The organism is Amycolatopsis sp. NPDC021455 (genome assembly GCF_040640995.1).
GTDB lineage: Bacteria > Actinomycetota > Actinomycetes > Mycobacteriales > Pseudonocardiaceae > Amycolatopsis.
In genome coordinates this window covers 134817-152464 of the sequence record NZ_JBFACT010000006.1, presented here as the reverse complement: position 1 = coordinate 152464, position 17648 = coordinate 134817, and the positions used below count along the sequence as shown (strand labels likewise).

General features: G+C 72.9%; 8 protein-coding genes. 2 read left to right on the top strand and 6 right to left on the bottom strand.

Going from position 1 to position 17648, the window contains the following annotated elements:
• Positions 1-4 precede the first annotated feature (4 nt).
• The gene (locus AB0G28_RS11770; protein ID WP_361086622.1) at positions 5-901 is read left to right on the top strand and encodes a sulfotransferase domain-containing protein; all 897 of its coding nucleotides are present in this window, start codon (positions 5-7) and stop codon (positions 899-901) included.
• A gap of 120 nt (positions 902-1021) precedes the next feature.
• On the opposite strand, the gene AB0G28_RS11765 is transcribed toward AB0G28_RS11770, so the two are convergent.
• From AB0G28_RS11765 to AB0G28_RS11745, 5 genes are read right to left on the bottom strand one after another with little or no spacing between them, the layout of a single operon-like run.
• Complete coding sequence (locus AB0G28_RS11765; RefSeq protein WP_361086619.1) at positions 1022-2443, bottom strand: tryptophanase; 1422 nt, start codon at positions 2441-2443, stop codon at positions 1022-1024.
• A 1-nt stretch (position 2444) separates the two neighbouring features.
• On the bottom strand, positions 2445-4115 hold the full coding sequence (locus AB0G28_RS11760) for a cation:proton antiporter (RefSeq protein WP_361086616.1): 1671 nt from the start codon (positions 4113-4115) through the stop codon (positions 2445-2447).
• A 47-nt stretch (positions 4116-4162) separates the two neighbouring features.
• Positions 4163-5515, bottom strand: coding sequence for a tryptophan 7-halogenase (locus tag AB0G28_RS11755; protein WP_361086613.1), 1353 nt, complete (start codon positions 5513-5515; stop codon positions 4163-4165).
• Positions 5515-7257, bottom strand: coding sequence for an amino acid adenylation domain-containing protein (locus tag AB0G28_RS11750; protein WP_361086610.1), 1743 nt, complete (start codon positions 7255-7257; stop codon positions 5515-5517). Before AB0G28_RS11750 ends, AB0G28_RS11755 begins: the two co-directional genes overlap by 1 nt.
• Positions 7250-8032, bottom strand: a complete 783-nt coding sequence (locus tag AB0G28_RS11745) for an alpha/beta fold hydrolase (RefSeq protein WP_361086607.1) — start codon at positions 8030-8032, stop codon at positions 7250-7252. The genes AB0G28_RS11750 and AB0G28_RS11745 overlap by 8 nt, the downstream gene beginning before the upstream one ends.
• 548 nt (positions 8033-8580) lie before the next feature.
• Between AB0G28_RS11745 and AB0G28_RS11740 the strand changes: the two genes are divergently transcribed.
• Positions 8581-11763, top strand: a complete 3183-nt coding sequence (locus tag AB0G28_RS11740) for a BTAD domain-containing putative transcriptional regulator (protein WP_361086604.1) — start codon at positions 8581-8583, stop codon at positions 11761-11763.
• A gap of 110 nt (positions 11764-11873) precedes the next feature.
• Here AB0G28_RS11740 and AB0G28_RS11735 read toward each other — a convergent pair whose 3' ends face one another.
• Complete coding sequence (locus AB0G28_RS11735) at positions 11874-17636, bottom strand: RHS repeat-associated core domain-containing protein (RefSeq protein WP_361086601.1); 5763 nt, start codon at positions 17634-17636, stop codon at positions 11874-11876.
• Between the last annotated feature and the right edge of the window lie 12 nt (positions 17637-17648).

Sequence of the window (17648 nt, the reverse complement as noted above, 5' to 3'; positions counted from 1 at the left end):
GAGAATGGTCGAACTTCGGCGGTATCGCACGCTGGTGTCCGACAGCGCTTTGTGGGCGCGCTTCCGGTTCCGCGCGGGAGACATCGTGATCAGCACGCCGCCCAAGTGCGGCACGACGTGGATGCAGATGCTGTGTGCCTTGCTGGTCTTCGAAACCGCCGATCTTCCGCGCCCGCTCACGGAAATCTCGCCGTGGCTGGACGCGACCACCTACGACACCGAGGCGATCCTGGCCGACCTCGAACGCCAGCGGCACCGGCGGTTCGTCAAGACGCACACCCCGCTCGACGGCCTGCCGTCCGAGGAAGGGGTGACGTACGTCTGCGTCGGGCGTGACCCGCGCGACGCCATGCTGTCGTTCGAGCACGCCGTGGCCAACATCGCCCCCGAGGCCATCGCGGCGGGCGGACTCGACCAGCACGCCGGGCCGCCGCCCGCCGAGGATCCGCTCGAACGGTTCCGGGCATGGGCGGACGCGGAGTTCGCCCCCGAGTCGGCCTGGTTCGGGGTGAGCCTGGCCAACCTCGTCCACCACGTGCGGACGTTCTGGGAACGCCGCGATTCGCCGCGGGTCGCGCTTTTCCACTACGCGGACCTGAAAGCCGATCTGCCCGGTCAGCTGGAGCGCCTGGCCGGCAGGCTCTCGATCGACGTCCCGCGGGAGCGCCTCGAAGAACTCGCCGACGCCGCGACTTTCGAAGGCATGCGGAACCGGGCCGACGAACTCGCCCCCGGCGTCGACGCGAAACTGTGGCGCAGCAACAAGGACTTCTTCCGTTCCGGCACCAGCGGCCAGTGGCGCGACCTGCTCGACCCCGCCACCGTGGACCACTACCACCGGCGCCTGGCCGAACTCGCGCCGCCCGACCTCGCCGAATGGCTGCACACGGGCGGTACCTAGTACCGCGGTTCGGGCCAATGCGCCCCAATGTGGCATTGGGTGCGTTGGACGCACCCAATGTGGCGTTCGGTGCGTTGGACGCAACCAACGCCACATTGGGGCGCTTGAGCCGAGCCGCTGTCAACGAACCTCGGACGCGCGACGCCGGCCGAAGATCGTCGTTCCGGACGCCGGCTCGAACCGGGCTTGGAAGAACCTCAGCTGCCGGGGCTCGCAGGTGAACCTGAGCCCGCACCGGATCCGGTCGCGGTCGCGGTGGACGGCGATGACGGCGTCGGCGACGAGGTCCATGTGGGCGCGGGTGTAGACGCGGCGCGGGATCGCCAGGCGCAGCAGTTCGAGGCTGGGCAAGCGGTTCTCGCCGGTGTCCGGGTCGCGGCCGGCCGAGACCGCGCCGCGTTCGACGCCGCGGACGCCGGCTTCGAGGTAGACCGCGCAGGCCAAGGTCTGGCCGGGGAACTCCGGCCGGGGGACGTGCGGGAGCGCCGCCGCCGCGTCGACGCAGACGCAGTGGCCGCCGGTCGGGCGGACGATCGGCACGCCCGCGTGGCACAGCCGCGTCGCGAGGTATTCGACCTGGGCGACGCGGGCGCGGATGTGGTTCTCCTCGACGGATTCCGCGATGCCCGCGGCGATGGCCTCCATGTCGCGGCCGGCCATGCCGCCGTAGGTGTGCAAGCCTTCGTACAGCAGGACGAGCCCGCGGGCCTGTTCGGCCAGGGCCGGGTCGCGCAGGGCGAGCCAGCCGCCGATGTTGGCGAGCGAATCCTTCTTGGCGGACATGACCGCGCCGTCGGTCGGCGCGCACAGCGCCCGCAGGATCTCCGCCACGGTGCGCCGAGCCCAGCCCGGCTCGCGTTGCTTGACGAGCCAGGCGTTTTCGACCGCGCGGGCGGTGTCGAGGAACACCGGTATCCCGTGCGCGTGCGCCAGTGCGCAGGCCTCGGTGAGGTTCTCGACGCTGATCGGCTGCCCGCCCGCCATGTTGACCGTCGCGGCGAGGGAGACGTACGGGATCGCCTCCGCCCCGAACCGGGCGATGACCGCGCGCAGCTTCGCGAGGTCGACGTTGCCCTTGAACGGGTGTTCCGAGGACGGGTCGTGGGCCTCGTCGACGATCACGTCGTGGAACGTGGCGCCGTTGAGCTCCTGGTGGGCGAGCGTGCTGGGGAAGTACATGTTGCCCGGCACGTGGGTGCCGGGCCGGATCAGGCACCGCGACAGGATGTTTTCGCCGCCGCGGCCCTGGTGCACCGGGATGACGTGCTCGTAGCCGTAGAAGGTTCGCACGGCCTGTTCGAAGACGTAGAAGCTGCGGGCTCCGGCGTAGGCTTCGTCGCCCCGCATGAGCGCCGACCACTGCCGGTCGGACATCGCGTTGGTACCGGAGTCGGTGAACAGGTCGACGTAGACGTCTTCCGAGCGCAGCAGGCACGGGTTCCAGCCGGCCGCGCGCAGGGCCGTTTCGCGGTCGGCCCGGGTGGTGGACCGCAGCGGTTCGACCATCTTGACGCGCCACGGTTCCGGTGGGTAGGCGGACATGTCAGACTCCCTCGCGTTGCCGGGACAGCCGGGTGAGCAGCGGGCCGGTCATCGCCGTCGTGGCGAGCGCCATCACGACCATCGCGGTGTAGAGCGCGCCGTCGATGACGCCCAGGCCGAGCCCGATGGCGACGAAGACCAGTTCGGTGACGCCGCGGGTGTTCATCAGGACCGCGAACACCCCGGCCGGGTGCGGAGCCAGCCCGCCGAGCCGAGCGCCCAGGTAGGCACCGGCGAGCTTCCCGGCCACGGCGACGGCGGCCACGGCGGCGATGTCGGTGGCCAGGCCCGCGTCGAGCCGGCCGAGGTCGACGGCCCGCCCGACGAGCACGAAGTACAGCGGCGCCAGGAGTGAGGCGACCGGGGTGACCAGGGCGGCGGGGTCGAGCGCCGGGGCGGCGGGAGCGAGTGCCGGGGCGGGCGCGGGGTCGGCGGGGATGGGCGCCGGGACGGGCGTGGGGGCGGCGGAGCCCCGCACCGGGTCGAGCACGGGATCGGCCGCACCCAGCACCGGAACCGGCACAGGGTCGGCGGAACCCAGCGCCGGAACGAGCGCGGGGTCGGCCGCACCCACCGCCAAGACGGGCGCGGGGTCAGCGGAGCCCCGCACCGGGGCGGCCGAGCCCACCACCGAGTCCGGCGCAGAGTCAGCGGAACCCAGCACCGGAACGAGCGCGGGATCGGCCGCACCCACCACCAAGACAGGCGCAGAGTCAGCGGAGCCCACCACCGGGGCGGCCGAGCCCACCACCGAGTCCGGCGCAGAGTCAGCGGAACCCAGCACCGGAACGAGCGCGGGATCGGCCGCACCCACCACCGAGACAGGCGCAGAGTCAGCGGAGCCCACCACCGGAACAGGCCCAGCTTCGGCGTGGCCCAACGCCGGGACAGCAGGACCAACCGCCGGATCGAGCGCCGGAATGGCGTGGCCGAGGACCACGCCGGCGAAGAACGCGCCGATGGCCGGGTGCAGGCCCGCCACCTCGGTCACCGCCGCGGCCGCGCAGGCGAGGGCGACGAACACCACCGTCGCCGATGGCCGGGAAAGCCGCGCGATCCAGCGGCGGCGGCCGAGCCACGGCACCACCGCCAGCAACGCCGCGACGGGCAGCGACGCGATCGCGGACCACCCGTGCAGTGCCGCGGCGGCGACGGCCAGCAGCGTCCAGGCGGTCACGTCGGAACCGGCGGCCGCGCTGAGCGCACGTCGTCCGGTGGTGCTGTCGGCCAGGCCGCGCTCGGCGAGGATGCGGGCCAGGACCGGCAGTGCGGTCACGGCCATCGCCGCCGCGACGAACACCACGAACGGCCCGGTGCCGGCGGGCGCGTGCCGCCGGGCCAGCCACAGGGCGAGAACGGCGCCGAGGGCGAGCGGGACGAGGGTGGCCCCGAGCGCCGGGACGACGACGGCCTTCAGCCTGCTCCTGCTCAGCGACGGCGCCAGGTGGGCGCCGGCGGCGAACAGGAACAGCACGAGGCCGAGCTGGGCGATCGCGGTGAGCGTGGTGTCGACGCGCGCCGGGAGCAACCGCGCGGCCGGTGCGACCGCCACACCGCAGAGGATCTCGCCGAGCACCGCGGGCTGGCCGAGCCGGGCCGTGGCCGCACCCGCGAGCCGGGCGAGACCGAGCAGGACGGCCAAGGCGGCGAGCAGGACGGCGAGTTCAGACATCGGTCACCTGCCGGCCACGACCGTCCGAAGTGGACGCATGGGCGCACTCAGGCATCCGGCACCCGCCAGCGCCGGCCGTCCGAAGTGGACACCAACCCGCCCGGGAACATCGGCGGTTCCTCACCCGCATCGGCACCCAGCAACCCGCGCAGCTGCAGCTGCGCTCCTTCGGCCAGGACCTCACCCAGGGTGTCGAAGTCCGCCGACGACACCCCGCCGACCAGATCGAGGAACGCCGTCCGTTCGTCGCGGCCGGTGACCCGGCCGGCGTACTGGTAATACGCCCGCTGGTTGGCTTCCAGCCGGTAGAACCCGCGCAGAAACTCCCGGAACAAGCCGAACTCGCGGCGGTAACGGGCTTCGAACTCGGCGAAGCACCGCTCCTCCGGCACCAGGCCGGCCAGGGTGCTGTTGATCGACCGCGCGGCCAGCAGCGCGCTGTAGGTGGCGAGGTGGACCCCGGAGGAGAACACCGGGTCGATGAAGCACGCGGCGTCGCCCACCAGCACCATTCCCGGGCAGCGCAGGGACGTCCGGTCGTAGGAGTAGTCCTTGCGCACCCGCAGCCGGTCGTACGGCGGTTCGGTGGCCCGCGGGACGCCGCGCAGGAAGTCGCGGATCATCGGGCAGTCCGCGATCAGGCCGCGGAACGCCGTCTCGGGGTCGCCCTGGACCCTTGCCGCCGCGTCCCGGCGGACGACCGCGCCGACGCTCGTCAGGGTCGCCGCCAGGGGGATGTACCAGAACCAGCCGTCGGCGAACGCCGCGCACAGGATGTTCCCCGCGTCCGGTTCGGGCAGGCGGGCGCCGCCGCGGAAGTAGCCGAACAACGCCAGGTTGCGGAAATCCGGGGAGTATTCGCGGACGCCTCCGACGTCGTGGTGCAGCCGGCTCGTGTGCCCGGACGCGTCGACGACGAACCGCGCCGTCGCCTCCCGTTCCCGGCCCGTGTCGTCCAGGTAGCGGACGCCGGTGATCCGGCCGCCGTCCCGGAGCGTGCCGAGCGCCCGGTGCCCCTCGCGGACGTCGGCGCCGAGCCGGCTCGCGTTGCGCAGCAGGATCGTGTCGAACCTCGTGCGCTCCACCTGGTAGGCGTAGGAAGTCGGGCCGGCCATGCGGTCGGAGGCGGCGAACGCGAACTTCCACGGCTCGGGGTCGCTGCCCCACCGGAACATGCCGCCGCGCTTGCGGACGAACCCGGCGCGCTCGACCTCGTCCCGCACCCCGAGCAGGGCGCAGATCCCGTGCACCGTCGCGGGGAGCAGCGACTCCCCGATCCGGTAACGCGGCAGGTGCTCCTGCTCCAGCAGCAGGACGCGGTGCCCGTCGGCGGCGACCAGCCCCGCCGCGGTCGACCCGCCGGGCCCGCCACCCACCACGACGACGTCGAAATCAGCCATCACGCGCCTCCTTCCGGGCGATCGGGAACGAGTTCGGCGAGCCGCGCGACCGTCCGGCGGCGCAGGACGTCCCGCAGCGTGCACGGCACCCCGCGCGCCCGCAGCCGTGCCGCCAGCGCCGCGGCGGAGAGGCTGTGGCCGCCGAGGGCGAAGAAGTCGCTGTCCGCCGTCACCTCGGCGATCCCGAGCTGGCTCCGGAACGCGGCCGCGACGAGGGCCTCGGCCGGCGTCAGGCGGCGCGGCTCGATCCGGACGGCGGTGCGGTTCACCTTGCCGGTGCGCCCGACCGGCAGGGCGTCGACTTCGACGACCGCCGCGGGCACGAGGTAGTCGGGCAACGTCTCGCGGAGCCGGTCACGCAGGTGCTCCCCCGTGCCGGAACCGAGGACGACGTACGCGACCAGGTGACGGCGGTCGCCGGCGCCCTCGGCGCGGACCAGGGCCTGCCGCACCCCCGGCTGCGCGAGCAGGGCCTGCTCGGCCTCACCCGGTTCGACGCGGTGACCGCGGATCTTGACCTGGTCGTCGAGCCGGCCCAGCCAGCGCAGGGTGCCGTCGGGCTCGCAGCGGCACCGGTCGCCGGTGCGGTACCAGCGGTGCGGCGCGGTCCCGAAGCGTTCGGCCGTCAGCGACGCGTCCCCGAGGTAGCCCAGCGCGAGGGACGACCCGCCGACGAGGAGCTCGCCCGCCTCGCCGACCGCCACCGGCCGCAGGTGCGCGTCCACGACCTGGACGCTGGTGTTGGCGATCGGCTGCCCGATCGCGGGCTCCTCGTGCTCCGCCAGCCGGCAGGCGGTGGTGAACACCGTGCATTCGGTCGGGCCGTAGAGGTTGACCGCCGTCAGGCCGGGCGTCGCGCGCAGCCGGGCCCAGAGCGAGGGCCCGACCGCCTCTCCGCCCGTGAGCAGCGTCCGCGGGCGGACGTCCCCGTCGAGCAGACCCGCGTCGACGAGCCCGGTGAGCTGGGTCGGGACGGCCTCCACCACCGACAGCCGGTGCGCGCGGACGAAGCCGACGTAGCGCTCGGGATCGGTCCGGACGTCCTCGGGCACCAGGTGCACCTCGTGCCCGCCGACCAGCCACAGCAGCGGGTCCCACGCCGCGTCGAACGCCAGCGGGAGGCCGTGCGCCACCCGCTGCGGCGCGCCCCCGGTGGGGAACAGCCGCGCGGCGAGCTCGCAGTACAGGTTGACCAGGCTCCGGTGCCCGACCACGACGCCTTTCGGGCGGCCGGTGGAGCCGGAGGTGTAGACGACGTACGCCGGATCGGCGGGGTTGGTGCCGGCGACCGCGTGCTCCGGCCGCCCGGCGAGCTCGCTGCACCACTGCCCGGGCGAGAGCACGACGTCTGCCTGCCCGGCGAGCTCGGGAACGTCGGTGAGCAGCACGGCCGGGCGGGCCTCGGCGAGGATCAGGTCCCGCCGGGCCGGCGGGAGGCCCGGGTCCAGGGGCAGGTACACCGCGCCGGCCTTGGCGACCGCCAGCGGAGCCAGCACCGCCCGCGCGGACCGGGCCATCGCGCACGCCACCATCGAGCCCGGCACCGCCCCGGCGGCCCGCAGCACGCTCGTCAGGCGGCCGCTCCAGCGGCGCAGGTCGCCGAAGGTCCACGTGACGCCGTCGGCCACCAGGGCCGTCCGCTCCGGGAACGCCCGGGCCCGCAGTTCGAACAGCTCCTGCCAGCCCACTTTCGGCACGAAGCGCCTGCCGCCCCCGACCACGGACGGCGGCCGGTCAGGCATCCCGCACTCCGGCGGCGACCAGCTCCCGCTCGATCCGCCGCAGCCACGTCCAGAGCTCCGCGCCGCGGCCGGGGGCCAGCAGCCCGAGGTGCCCGCCCGGCACGGTCGCGGCCAGGAACGGGCCCGTCGTCCACGTCCGCCAGGCTTCGGTCGCGTCCTCCGTCGCCACCGGGTCGCGGTCACCGCACAGGGCGGCCAGCGGGCACCGGACGGCGACGTCGGCCGGCCCCCGGTACGCCCTGGTCAGGCCGACGTCCCGCCGCAGCAGCTCGACGGCGTAGGCCCACACCTCGAACGAAGCACGGTTGCCCAGCCCGGGCACGAACCCTTCGCCGGTCAGCACCTCCAGGAGGTCCTTCTCGCCCGCCGGAGCGGGCCGCCCGGGGACCCGCCGGTGCGGCGCGGGCGTCCCGATGACGACGACGGCCGCCGGCGCCGGCCCGCAACGGGTGCGCAGCCGTTGCGCCAGCTCCACCGCGACGAACCCGCCCATGCTGAACCCCACCACGACGGTCTGCCGCACCCAGGCGGCCTTCCGGCGGAGGAGCTCGCCGGTGACCTGCTCGGCGAGCTGCTCCACGGACGCCGGCGACGGCGCGTCCAGCCGGTCGCCCCGCCCCGGGTACTCCACGCCCCACACCTCGGCACCCCCCGCCGCCGCCACGGCGTGCCGGAAGGTCCCGACGGTGCCCCCCGCGGGCGGCAAGAGCAGATAGCGGTACTCGTTCACCCCAAGCTGGTCCCCCGCGGACAACGACCTGATGGCAAAGGGCATGACGAATCCTTCGATGAATTACTCCGGTCAATTGGGGAGCCGATTTCCTCAGAACGGAAATCGGCACTCCGGCGATTACACGAATCGTTTCCGCGGATGTCCGCCCGCGGCACGCTCCGCCGTCCCGGCCGGGCCGCACTGTTCGAGCCCGCCGCGACCTTCCGGCACCTCCGTCAGCCGATGTCGATCATCGCCTGCACGAAAAGATACGACTCGACCGGCGTCCGGCACATAACGGTTTGATCGCGTTGCCGGAAATTGACCTCGCCGGGACGTATCCCGCCGAATTCTCCCCCGTGCGGGTTAGTTTAGGCGCGGAGCACTCCCGAATAATTCTCGGATACCCGCCGGGGCGGCCGCCACCGCGATGTCCTGAACGACTCGTTCAAGACGTCCGGCGTCCTGAACGAGTCGTGCAGGACATCGGGCGGGCCGGGTATGTCCGGTATCGGGTTTGCCACAGATCCCGGCGCCGGGGCGCCCGGCCCGTTACCCTGTCCGCCAGCGGGCCGCTGATCGAAAACCGGTGGCCCGTGCGAGGGGAAAACGTGGACACAACCGATCTGAGGTTCGGAATCCTCGGTCCGCTCGAGGTGACACGCGGGGAAGCGCCGGTCCCGGTGAACGGGCCGAAACTGCGCATCGTGCTCGCCACGCTGCTGCTGCGGGCGAACACCACGGTCACCCTCGACCGGCTCGTCGAGGACCTGTGGGGCGACGAGCAGCCCCCGACGGCGCGCAAGAGCGCGCAGCTCTACGCGCAGCGGCTGCGGCGTGCGCTCGGCGAGGCCGTGATCGAGACGCGCCCGGACGGCTACCTGCTGCGGGTGGCGCCCGACCGGCTGGACCTGCTGCGCTTCCGCGCGCTCGTCGCCCGGGCCCGCGAGGCCGATCCGGAGACCGAGCGGACGCTGCTGGCCGAGGCGCTGGCCTGCCGGCGCGGCGCGCCGCTGGCCGACATCCCGTCCGAGCCGCTGCAGCGCGACGAGGCCGTCCCCCTCGCCGAAGAGCTGCTGCGCGCCCGCGAGCGGTACCTGGAGGTCAGCCTCGAGCTGGGCCGGCACCGCGAGATCGTCGGCGAGCTCGGCACCCTGACCAGGGAAAACCCCTGGCAGGAGTCGTTGTGGGCGTTGTACATCCTGGCGCTGCACCGCTGTGGGCGGCAGGCGGACGCGCTGGAGACCTACCGCGACGTGCACCGGATGTTCGCCGACGAGCTCGGCGTCGAGCCGGGCCCGAGGCTGCGCGCGGCGCACCGCGCGATCCTCACCGCGCAGGAGGAGCCGCCGGTCGCCGAGCCGTTCCCGGCCGTCTGCCAGCTGCCCGCGGATCTGACCGGTTTCGCCGGGCGGACGTCGGACCTGGCGAAGCTCGACGCGCTGCTCGGCGACCCGCCCGGGCACCGGACGCTGGTGATCTCCGGGCCCGGCGGGATCGGCAAGACCGCGCTGGCCGTGCACTGGGCGCACCGGATGGCCGGCCGCTTCCCGGACGGCCAGCTGTTCGTCGACCTGCGCGGCTACGCGTCGACCTCGCCGATCTCCAAGACTCAGGCGCTGACGCTGTGCCTGCGCGCGCTCGGCGTGTCCGCCCTGCAGGTGCCGGTGACGCTGGACGAGCAGGTCGTGCTCTACCGGACGCTGCTGGCCGGCCGCCGGGTGCTGGTGGTGCTGGACAACGCCGCCGACGCCGACCAGGTCCGGCCGCTGCTGCCGCCGAACCCCGGCTGCGCGGCGCTGGTGACCAGCCGCGGTGACCTGCGGGGGCTGACCGTGCTCAACGACGCGCGGGCGCTCGCCCTCGACGTGCTGACCACTTCGGACACCCGGACGCTGCTCACCGACCTGCTCGGCGCGGACCTGGTCGACGCCGAGCCGCAGGCCGTCGACCGGCTCGCCGACCTGTGCGGGCACCTGCCGCTGGCGCTGCGGATCGCCGCGGCGAACCTGGTCGGCCGGCACTCCGCGATCGGGGACTACGTGGCCGCGCTGCGCGCCGACCCGCTGGCCGAGCTGGCCATCGAGGGCGACCCGGACGTCGCCGTGCGCGCTACCTTCCAGCTGTCCTACCAGGCGCTCGACGCCCCGGCGCGGCGCGTGTTCCGGCTGCTGGGCCGGATCCCGGGGCCCGACTTCGGCCTCGCCGCGGCCGAGGCGCTGGCCGGCCCGGACACCCGGCGCTGCCTCGACCGGCTGGTCGCGGCGAGCCTGCTGACCCGGCGCAGCGCCACCCGCTTCCAGTTCCACGACCTGCTGCGCGAATACGCCGCCGACCGCGCGCGGGCCGACGAAGCACCCGGTGACCTGGCCGCGGCCGACGCCCGGCTGTACGAGTACTACCTGGACACCGCGGCCGCGGCGACCCGGCGGCTGTACCCGCTGTTCCGCCGGATCCTGACCACTTCGGCGCCCGAGGCGTCGTTCGAGGACGACGGGCCGGCGATGCGCTGGCTCGACGAGGAGCGCCCGAACCTCGTCGCCGCGGTCGAGCGCGCGGCCCGGTCTCCGGAGCTGCGTGACTACAGTACGTTGCTGGCCGACACTCTGCGTGGCTACTTCGCCGGGCGCGGGCTCGCGGCGGACGGCCTGGCGGCGGCCACCGCGGCCCTGCGGGCGGCCCGCGAGGCCGGCGACCGCCGCGCGGAGGTCGCGATGCTCGTGCTGCGCGGCACGATCGCGTACTACCTGAGCGACTACGGCTCCGCGATCGCCCGCTACGAGGAGGTCCTCGAATCCGGCGGGCCGGACATGGACCCGGTGGCCGAGTCGGAGGCACGGCACGGTCTCGGCCGGGTGTATTCGCAGCTCGGCCGGCCGCGCGACGGGATGCGCCACCACGAGCGCGCGCTGGCCATCGCCCGCCGGATCGGCGACCTCGACACCGAGGCGCGCGAGATCAACTACGTCGGCGTGTCGCTGCTGTCGCTGGGCCGGGTCGAGCAGGCGATCGGGTGCCACACGAAGGCCGTCGAGATCAGCGAGCGGGCCCGCAACCCGTACGTCCGGCTGGTCGCGCTCAACGGTCTCGGGCTGGCCCACTGGACCGCGGGCCGGATGCGGGAATCCGCGAAGTGCCACGAGGAGAGCGTGGCGCTGTGCGAGCAGTGGGGGCTGCGGCACTGGTTCATCACCAGCTTGGTGTGCCTGGCCGAGACGTACTGCGACCTCGGCCGCTACAGCGACGCGGAGAAGCACGCCCGGCAGGCGCTGGAGAAGGGCCGCGAGCTGGGCGAGCGCCGTCAGGAAGCGGGCGCGCTGGAGATCCTCGCGACGGTCGCCCGCCGGCGTGGCCGGTACGCGGAGAGCATCGAGCGGTACTCGGTGGCGCTGGAGCTGGCCCGCAAGATCCACTTCCGCTACGGCGAGGCGTCCATCCTCATCGGACTCGCCGCGGCGCACCGCGCGCTCGGCCGCCCGTCGGAGGCGGTGGAGCACACGGAGCTGGCCCTGGCCAAGATGAACGAGACGGGCATGCGGGTGCTGGAGTGCGCGGCCCTGACGGAGCTGGCGGCGGCCTGCCGCGATCTCGGTGACCACCCGGCGGCTTCGGGGCACATCGACCGGGCGCTGACGATCGCTCGCGAGAACGGGCAGCGGTTGAACGAGGCCCGCGCGCTGCGGGTGGCGGCGGCTATCCCGGGCTCCTGCGGCGACCCGGCGCTTCTCGCGGCCGCACAGGAAATCTTCACCGAACTCGGGGTCCCGGAGGCATCGGAACCGGTGCGGGCTTGAGGTGCCGAAGGACGCCTTCAGCGCGGCGGATGCGCCGAAGGCGTCCTTCTCTCCCCCCTTGCGGGTGAGTGCCGTGGCGCCTCCCTCGCCGCGGCACCCACGTCTTGTACTCACCAAAGGTCGCCGAGCAACTTGCCTTCGGTGACCGTGGCGGAGCCTCCCCATTCGCCTCCGATCGACGGGCCGATTTCGTAGCCCTCGGGATACGCGGCCCCCTTGGCGGTGGTGACTCCGCCACTCACGCCCAGCAGTCCGACGGCCGGGACCCCCACGCCGACGCCGCCCGCCTGCCCCTGGACGAAATTGTTGATGCCCTCCTCGGTGCGGTCTCCTGGCCGCCAGCCGAAGCGCACGGCGCCACCTAGGCCGGGTGTGCCGAAACCGCCCAACGGCTTGTTGAACGTCACCTGGCCGTACCTGGTGATCGTGAAGCCGGTGGCACCGCCCATGAAGTTGGGCAGGAATCCGGACCCCTCGAGGGTGATGTAGTCCGGTGACGTCCGCACGCCCGCTCCCTCGAGCACCTTGAGCGGGACCGCCAACGGCAGGTTGATCGCATTCGGGGCCATGGCGGTCTTCCACTCGTAGTCCCATAGGCAGGCGCCGCACAGCGATATCGGCTTGCGTGGGGTGCGGACGGGCTCGTTCATGATCTTGTTGCTGACCTTCTTCCCGTCTTCGAGCTGCCCGGCCGCTTGGCGGCAGCCGCGGTCCGACGACAGCAGCGGGGTCCGGTTGAACACCGGGCCGGCGTCGCAGCGCATCGCCACTTCGTCCGCGTTCGAGGTCTCGGCGCGCCACACCTTCACGTCGGTCGCACTGATCCTGGCCGGCTTGGACCCCCGGCCGCCGATTTCGGAGTAGAACCGAGGGTCGTACCTGGGTGGGGCCGCGCTGTTGAACACCTCAGCCGACACCGGTTGCCGGGCCGCCGGTTGCGGCGTCGGGGACGCCGGGTTGTAGCCACCGGAGTGGCTGCAGTCGTCGTCCATGCAGCGCATCGCGATCAGGCCTGACGGGTCGCTCAACGTGATCGGGTTGTTGTCGCTGTACGTGTACCCGTTGAGCTGCTGCGGATCGCCCCCGTTCAGCACCGGGTCCACCGAGATGAACCGGCCGGTGTCCGGGTCGTACTCGCGCGCACCCAGGTGCGTCAACCCCGTCGCGTCCGAAACACCGCCGAGGAATCCGCGATTACCAGGGAACGCCGCCTGGTCGCGCGAGGCCCCGAACGGCAGCTGCCGTCGTTTTTGGACGGCCAAAGTGGACTCGTTGACCGCCACCTGGGCCGTGCTCTGGTGGTCGGACGCCAGCCACGTCAGCGCCCCTCTCCCCTGTCGCATCGCGATCGTCCGGCCACCGTGGGCGTAGTACCGCGTCACCGTCGGATTGCCACCGGCCGCCGGAAGCCGTAGTTCCTGGCCTCCCAGGTACAACGTCGTCCCGGTCGGGTCACGCCGGATCACGCGGCTGCCCGACGGGTCGTACACGTACGACGTCGCCTGCGAACCCTTCGTCACCGAAGCCAACTTGCCCTGCTCGTCCCAGGTGAACTGCTCACCCGTCGACCGCGAAGCCAGCTGGCCCGCCGCCGTGTACTGATAGGACACAGGCCCGGCGGGCGAGGAAACCGACCCCAGTGCGTGCGCGTGGCCGGGGACCTGGCCGGTGTAAGTCCGGACCACGTCACCCGAAGCCGCGTGCCGGGTGTCGGTCGCCCGGTTGCCCGCCTTGTCGTACGTGAACGACTGCCAGTACGGCGCCGGGCCGCGCAGGCCCGCGACCGACGGGCCGTCCGAGCACGTCGGCGCGGTCCACGCCTCGGTGAGCCGCTGGAGCCCGTCGGACCGGAAACACTGGACGTCGCCCGCGAACACGTCCGCGAGGGACGTGATGTTCCCCGCCGGGTCGTACGAATAGCGCACGTCGGACTGCATCGGCGACGACGCCTCCGCGTCCACGATGGACCTCGTCAGCCGCCGGTCGTTCTGGTCGTAGTACCGCGACAGCCAGACGCGCTTCGTGCCCGTCCCCAAGGTCAGCCGCGCCGGCTCGCCGTAGCGGGTCAGGTTCGTGGCCGACACCAGCTCGGTCGTCGAGCCGTCGTAGCCGCCCGAACTCGACAGCAACGGCCCGAGTTCGTCGTAGGAGAAGCTGACGCTCTCCTCGGGCAGCTCGCCGGCCGCCGCGTAGGACTGGCTCGACACGCTCCCGTCCGGGTTGTGGCCGGTGTACGAGGAATACGTCCCGGCCAGCAGGCCTTCCGCCGGCGGGATGATCACCGACGTCCCGGTCGGCCGGTACGCCGGGTCGTAGCTCAGCACCTTCCCGGTGTAGGGCTTGCCGTCCACCCAGGAGGTCGACGACGCGGGCTGCCCCTTCCCCTTCGTCACCGTGTCGTACGTCCACTCCGCCAGCTTCTTCCCGGCGACCGACCCCGCGAACTTCCCGGTCGGGCGCCCCAGGCTGTCGTACGTGTACGCCAGCACCGAACCCCGCGCGTCACGCGAGGCCAGGACCTGCCCGGCGTCGTCGTAGGTCCTGGTGCTCAGGCCGCTGTCCGGGTCGTCGCTGCTGACCTGGCGGCCGAGGAAGTCGTAGCCGAACCGCCACACCGCACCCGACGGGTCGGTCATCGTCTCGGCCTGCCCGGCCTTCGTGTACGTGTACCGCGTCGAGTCGAACCCGCCGTCGTGGAGCTGCCGCAGCTCGACGGTCCGCCCGCGCGCGTCGGTGTAGGTCGACGTCGGCGTGCCGCCCGCGGGCGGGGTGACGTCCACGTGGTCGCCGAAGTACGCCGTGCTGGTCCGCCGCTTCTCGAACGCGCCCGCGAAGGAGATCGACGCGTCGGCGCGGCCGGCCCCGTCGAAGTGCGTCCGGGTGTGCCCCGGAACGTCCACATCGGACGCGAGCCACAGCCCGTCGTCGACGGGCTTGTCGTTGTAGTACGGCTGGGTGGTCTTCCACGCACGGCCCTGCGAGTCGTACCGCGTGTCGGTCAGCAGCCGGCCGCCGCCGACCGCCTTGGCCTGCTGCTGCCGCGGCCGCAGCAACCCGTCGTAGATCGTGTTCCCGGAAACCTCGGCGCCGGTCGGGCCGATCCGGGTCGTGGTGACCACCGTCGGCTTGTCGCCGCGCACGAGGTACGCCGTCCGGACGTTCGGCACGTCCGGGTGGTCGGCCCGGGTCCACGTCGGCGTCCACACCGCGACCGGGCGGCCGAGCGCGTCGTAGGACGTCTCCGTCTTGCGCAGGTTGGGGTCGGTGACCAGCGTCGGCACGCCCCAGGCGGGGTCGAGCGCCGTGGTCGTCACGAGCCCGGCGGGGACCGCGTCGGTCCCCGGGCTGGTGACCACCGTCTGCGTGACCGGGCCGCCGCCGGCCGGGGTGTAGGCCGTCGTCGTGGTCTTCCCGAACACGTCGGTGGTGGCCGTGACGCGCCCCAGCGCGTCGTACGTCGCCGTCCCGGTCGTCAGGTACACCGGCCCCGCGGCCGGACGGTCCTTCGCGACCTCTGTCTTCGTCGCGTTGCCGTGAGCGTCGTACGTGGTCTTCGCGTCCGAAAGCGCGTCACGCGGGTACTCGGCCGAAGCGCCGCAGCGGACGGAGTCCGTCCAGACGTGCCCGGGCAGGCTCATCAGCCAGGCGCCGTCGTCGCGCGCGTATTCGGTGTGCGTGCACCGGTCGTCGGCGTCCGTCGCCACGTCGCCGAGGTCGTCGACGGCAGTGGGCAGCCCGAGATCGTCGTACGTCGTCTCGGTCCGCGTCGTCCGCCATCCCGTGCCCACGGCCGTGTATGCGCGCGAGACGCCCGGACGCACCAGGTACGCCTTCAACGCGCCGCGCGTCGCCAGCGGCCCCTGCACCGACGGCTCGGTGATCGTCTTGCTCACCCGGGGCGGGTCCGGCTGGTCCGACGGCGCTTCCCGCTCGAACGCCGCCGTCTCGAACCCGAAGCCGTCCAGCCAGTCCGCGTCGGCGCGGACGCCGCCCTCGGAGTCGGTGACGGTGGCCGACCGCGTCCCCGACGGCAGGTGGTCACCGTCCATGCCGCGGTAGAACCGCTGTTCGGACATGGTGACCGGGCCGGCCGGGTCGTCCGCGACCCCGCTCCGGACACGGACCCGGCCGAAGCCGCGGAACTCGTTCCACGTCCGCTTGTCGTCCTTGGTGAACTCCGAGGTGTCCCAGTGCCACGCCGCGCCGTCGAGGTACTCGTACCGCGTGACCTGCTCGGGGAACGTCGACGCCGGTTGCCCGTCGACGGTCAGCCGGTCCGACTGGACGACCGCCGTGACGACGTACTTGTGGAAGTAGTCCGTGCGCTCGGCCATGTTCTTCTTCGCCCACCGCACCGGGAAGCACCGCTTGGTGTTGGTCTCCGGGTTCGCCGGCAGGTTCCCCGGCTTGCACTCGGACTCGTACGTGATCGACGTGACGCCGCCGGTTTCCGAGACGATCCCGGTGAGGCGGTAGCGCATCAGCGGTGACGCGCCGTCTTCCGGCAGTTCGACCCGGTTGGCCATCGGCGTGCCCTGGAACGTGACCGACGGCATCTCCGCCGGCGTGCCGGCCAGGCCGGTGTGCTTGATCCCCTTGAGCCACAACGCGGCCTTCTCGCCGTCACCCGGGTCGGGGTACTGCTGGTCGAGGTCCCAGCGGTCGACGTCGCCGAAGGCCGTGCCCCGCCACACCTTCGTGGTCACCGACGCGAGCCGCTTGGTGGTCCAGAACGTGGGCGAGTGGTTCGCCGCGCAGGTGGCCGTGTCGCACTTGGCCCCCCACGGCACGTCGGGCCAGTTCGCGGGCGCCTCCGGACGGCAGTCGCTGCCCGGCACGCACCGGTCGGCGGTCGTGAACACGACGCGCCCGGCCGGCTGCGCGGCGCCGTGGCCCAGCCCGTAGTCGATGTGGTCCAGGTACCCGCCCCGGACGTAGGGCACCGCGGCGTCCTTGCCGCCGAGGCCGTAGGAGTTCGTTTCCTTCGTGTAGTAGTAGCGCGTCTCGTTGCCATTGCGGTCGACGACCTTGTCCAGGTTCCACCGCCACGGCTGCGTGCACGACGAGGTGTCGAACGTCGCCCCGTGGCAGGGCTCGCCGGAGTCGTCGCCGAACACCGGCACCGTCCACGTCGAGTCCGCCTCCGACCCGAAGAAGTACTGGGTCCCGTCGACCGTGGTGATCTTCCAGTACTCGCCGTCGCCGTCGCCGTTGGCGGCGCCGGTCAGGTGCTCGATCCGCGACCCGTCGTCGCCGCGCGACCGCCACTTGCCGGTCGCGTCGTCGCGGATCAGCGGCCCGCCCGCGCCGCCGTAGGACGCCGTCGCGTTGTCACTGCGCCAGCACAGGTCCCCCACCTGTGCCGGCTTGACATCGCCCTCGGAGTCCGTCGAGCACCCCCAGTAAGCACGCTCGACGAACCCCGAGGACAAGGCCCAGCCGTCTCCCACCCAGGACGGCTGGTTGTTCGTCACCGTCGTCCGGCCGTCCACCGCGGACGACCGGTACGACAGTGACAAGCCGGGGGCCGGCCCGGCCGCGGGCGGCACCCGCAGCGGGTACGACCACGTGAAGTCGCCGGTGTGCGGCGAAACCGCCCAGGACGCCGACGGCGAGAGCGGTGACGCCGTCGCCGTGCCCGCGCCCTCCTGCTCCGGCTTGGCCTGCTGGTTGCCGGTCAGCGCGTGCGCCGACGCCTGGTCGGGCTGGACGGTCCGCCACGACGGACCGGACACCGGCACCGACGGGGTGTCGTCCAGCTTGGCCGACGGCTCCCCGGCCCACGCCGAGGGCGCCGCGACGGCCAGCAGCAGGGACGCCGCGAGCTGCGTGGCGACCGCGAAGGTCAGGCCACGTCGGGTTCTTCTGCGCACAACTCTCCCCTT

Excerpts from the sequence above, each read along its gene's own strand:
- AB0G28_RS11770 (WP_361086622.1), top strand. The coding sequence starts at position 5 with ATGGTCGAACTTCGGCGGTATCGCACGCTGGTGTCCGACAGCGCTTTG.
- AB0G28_RS11765 (WP_361086619.1), bottom strand. The coding sequence starts at position 2,443 with ATGTCCGCCTACCCACCGGAACCGTGGCGCGTCAAGATGGTCGAACCG.
- AB0G28_RS11760 (WP_361086616.1), bottom strand. The coding sequence starts at position 4,115 with ATGTCTGAACTCGCCGTCCTGCTCGCCGCCTTGGCCGTCCTGCTCGGT.
- AB0G28_RS11755 (WP_361086613.1), bottom strand. The coding sequence starts at position 5,515 with ATGGCTGATTTCGACGTCGTCGTGGTGGGTGGCGGGCCCGGCGGGTCG.
- AB0G28_RS11750 (WP_361086610.1), bottom strand. The coding sequence starts at position 7,257 with ATGCCTGACCGGCCGCCGTCCGTGGTCGGGGGCGGCAGGCGCTTCGTG.
- AB0G28_RS11745 (WP_361086607.1), bottom strand. The coding sequence starts at position 8,032 with ATGCCCTTTGCCATCAGGTCGTTGTCCGCGGGGGACCAGCTTGGGGTG.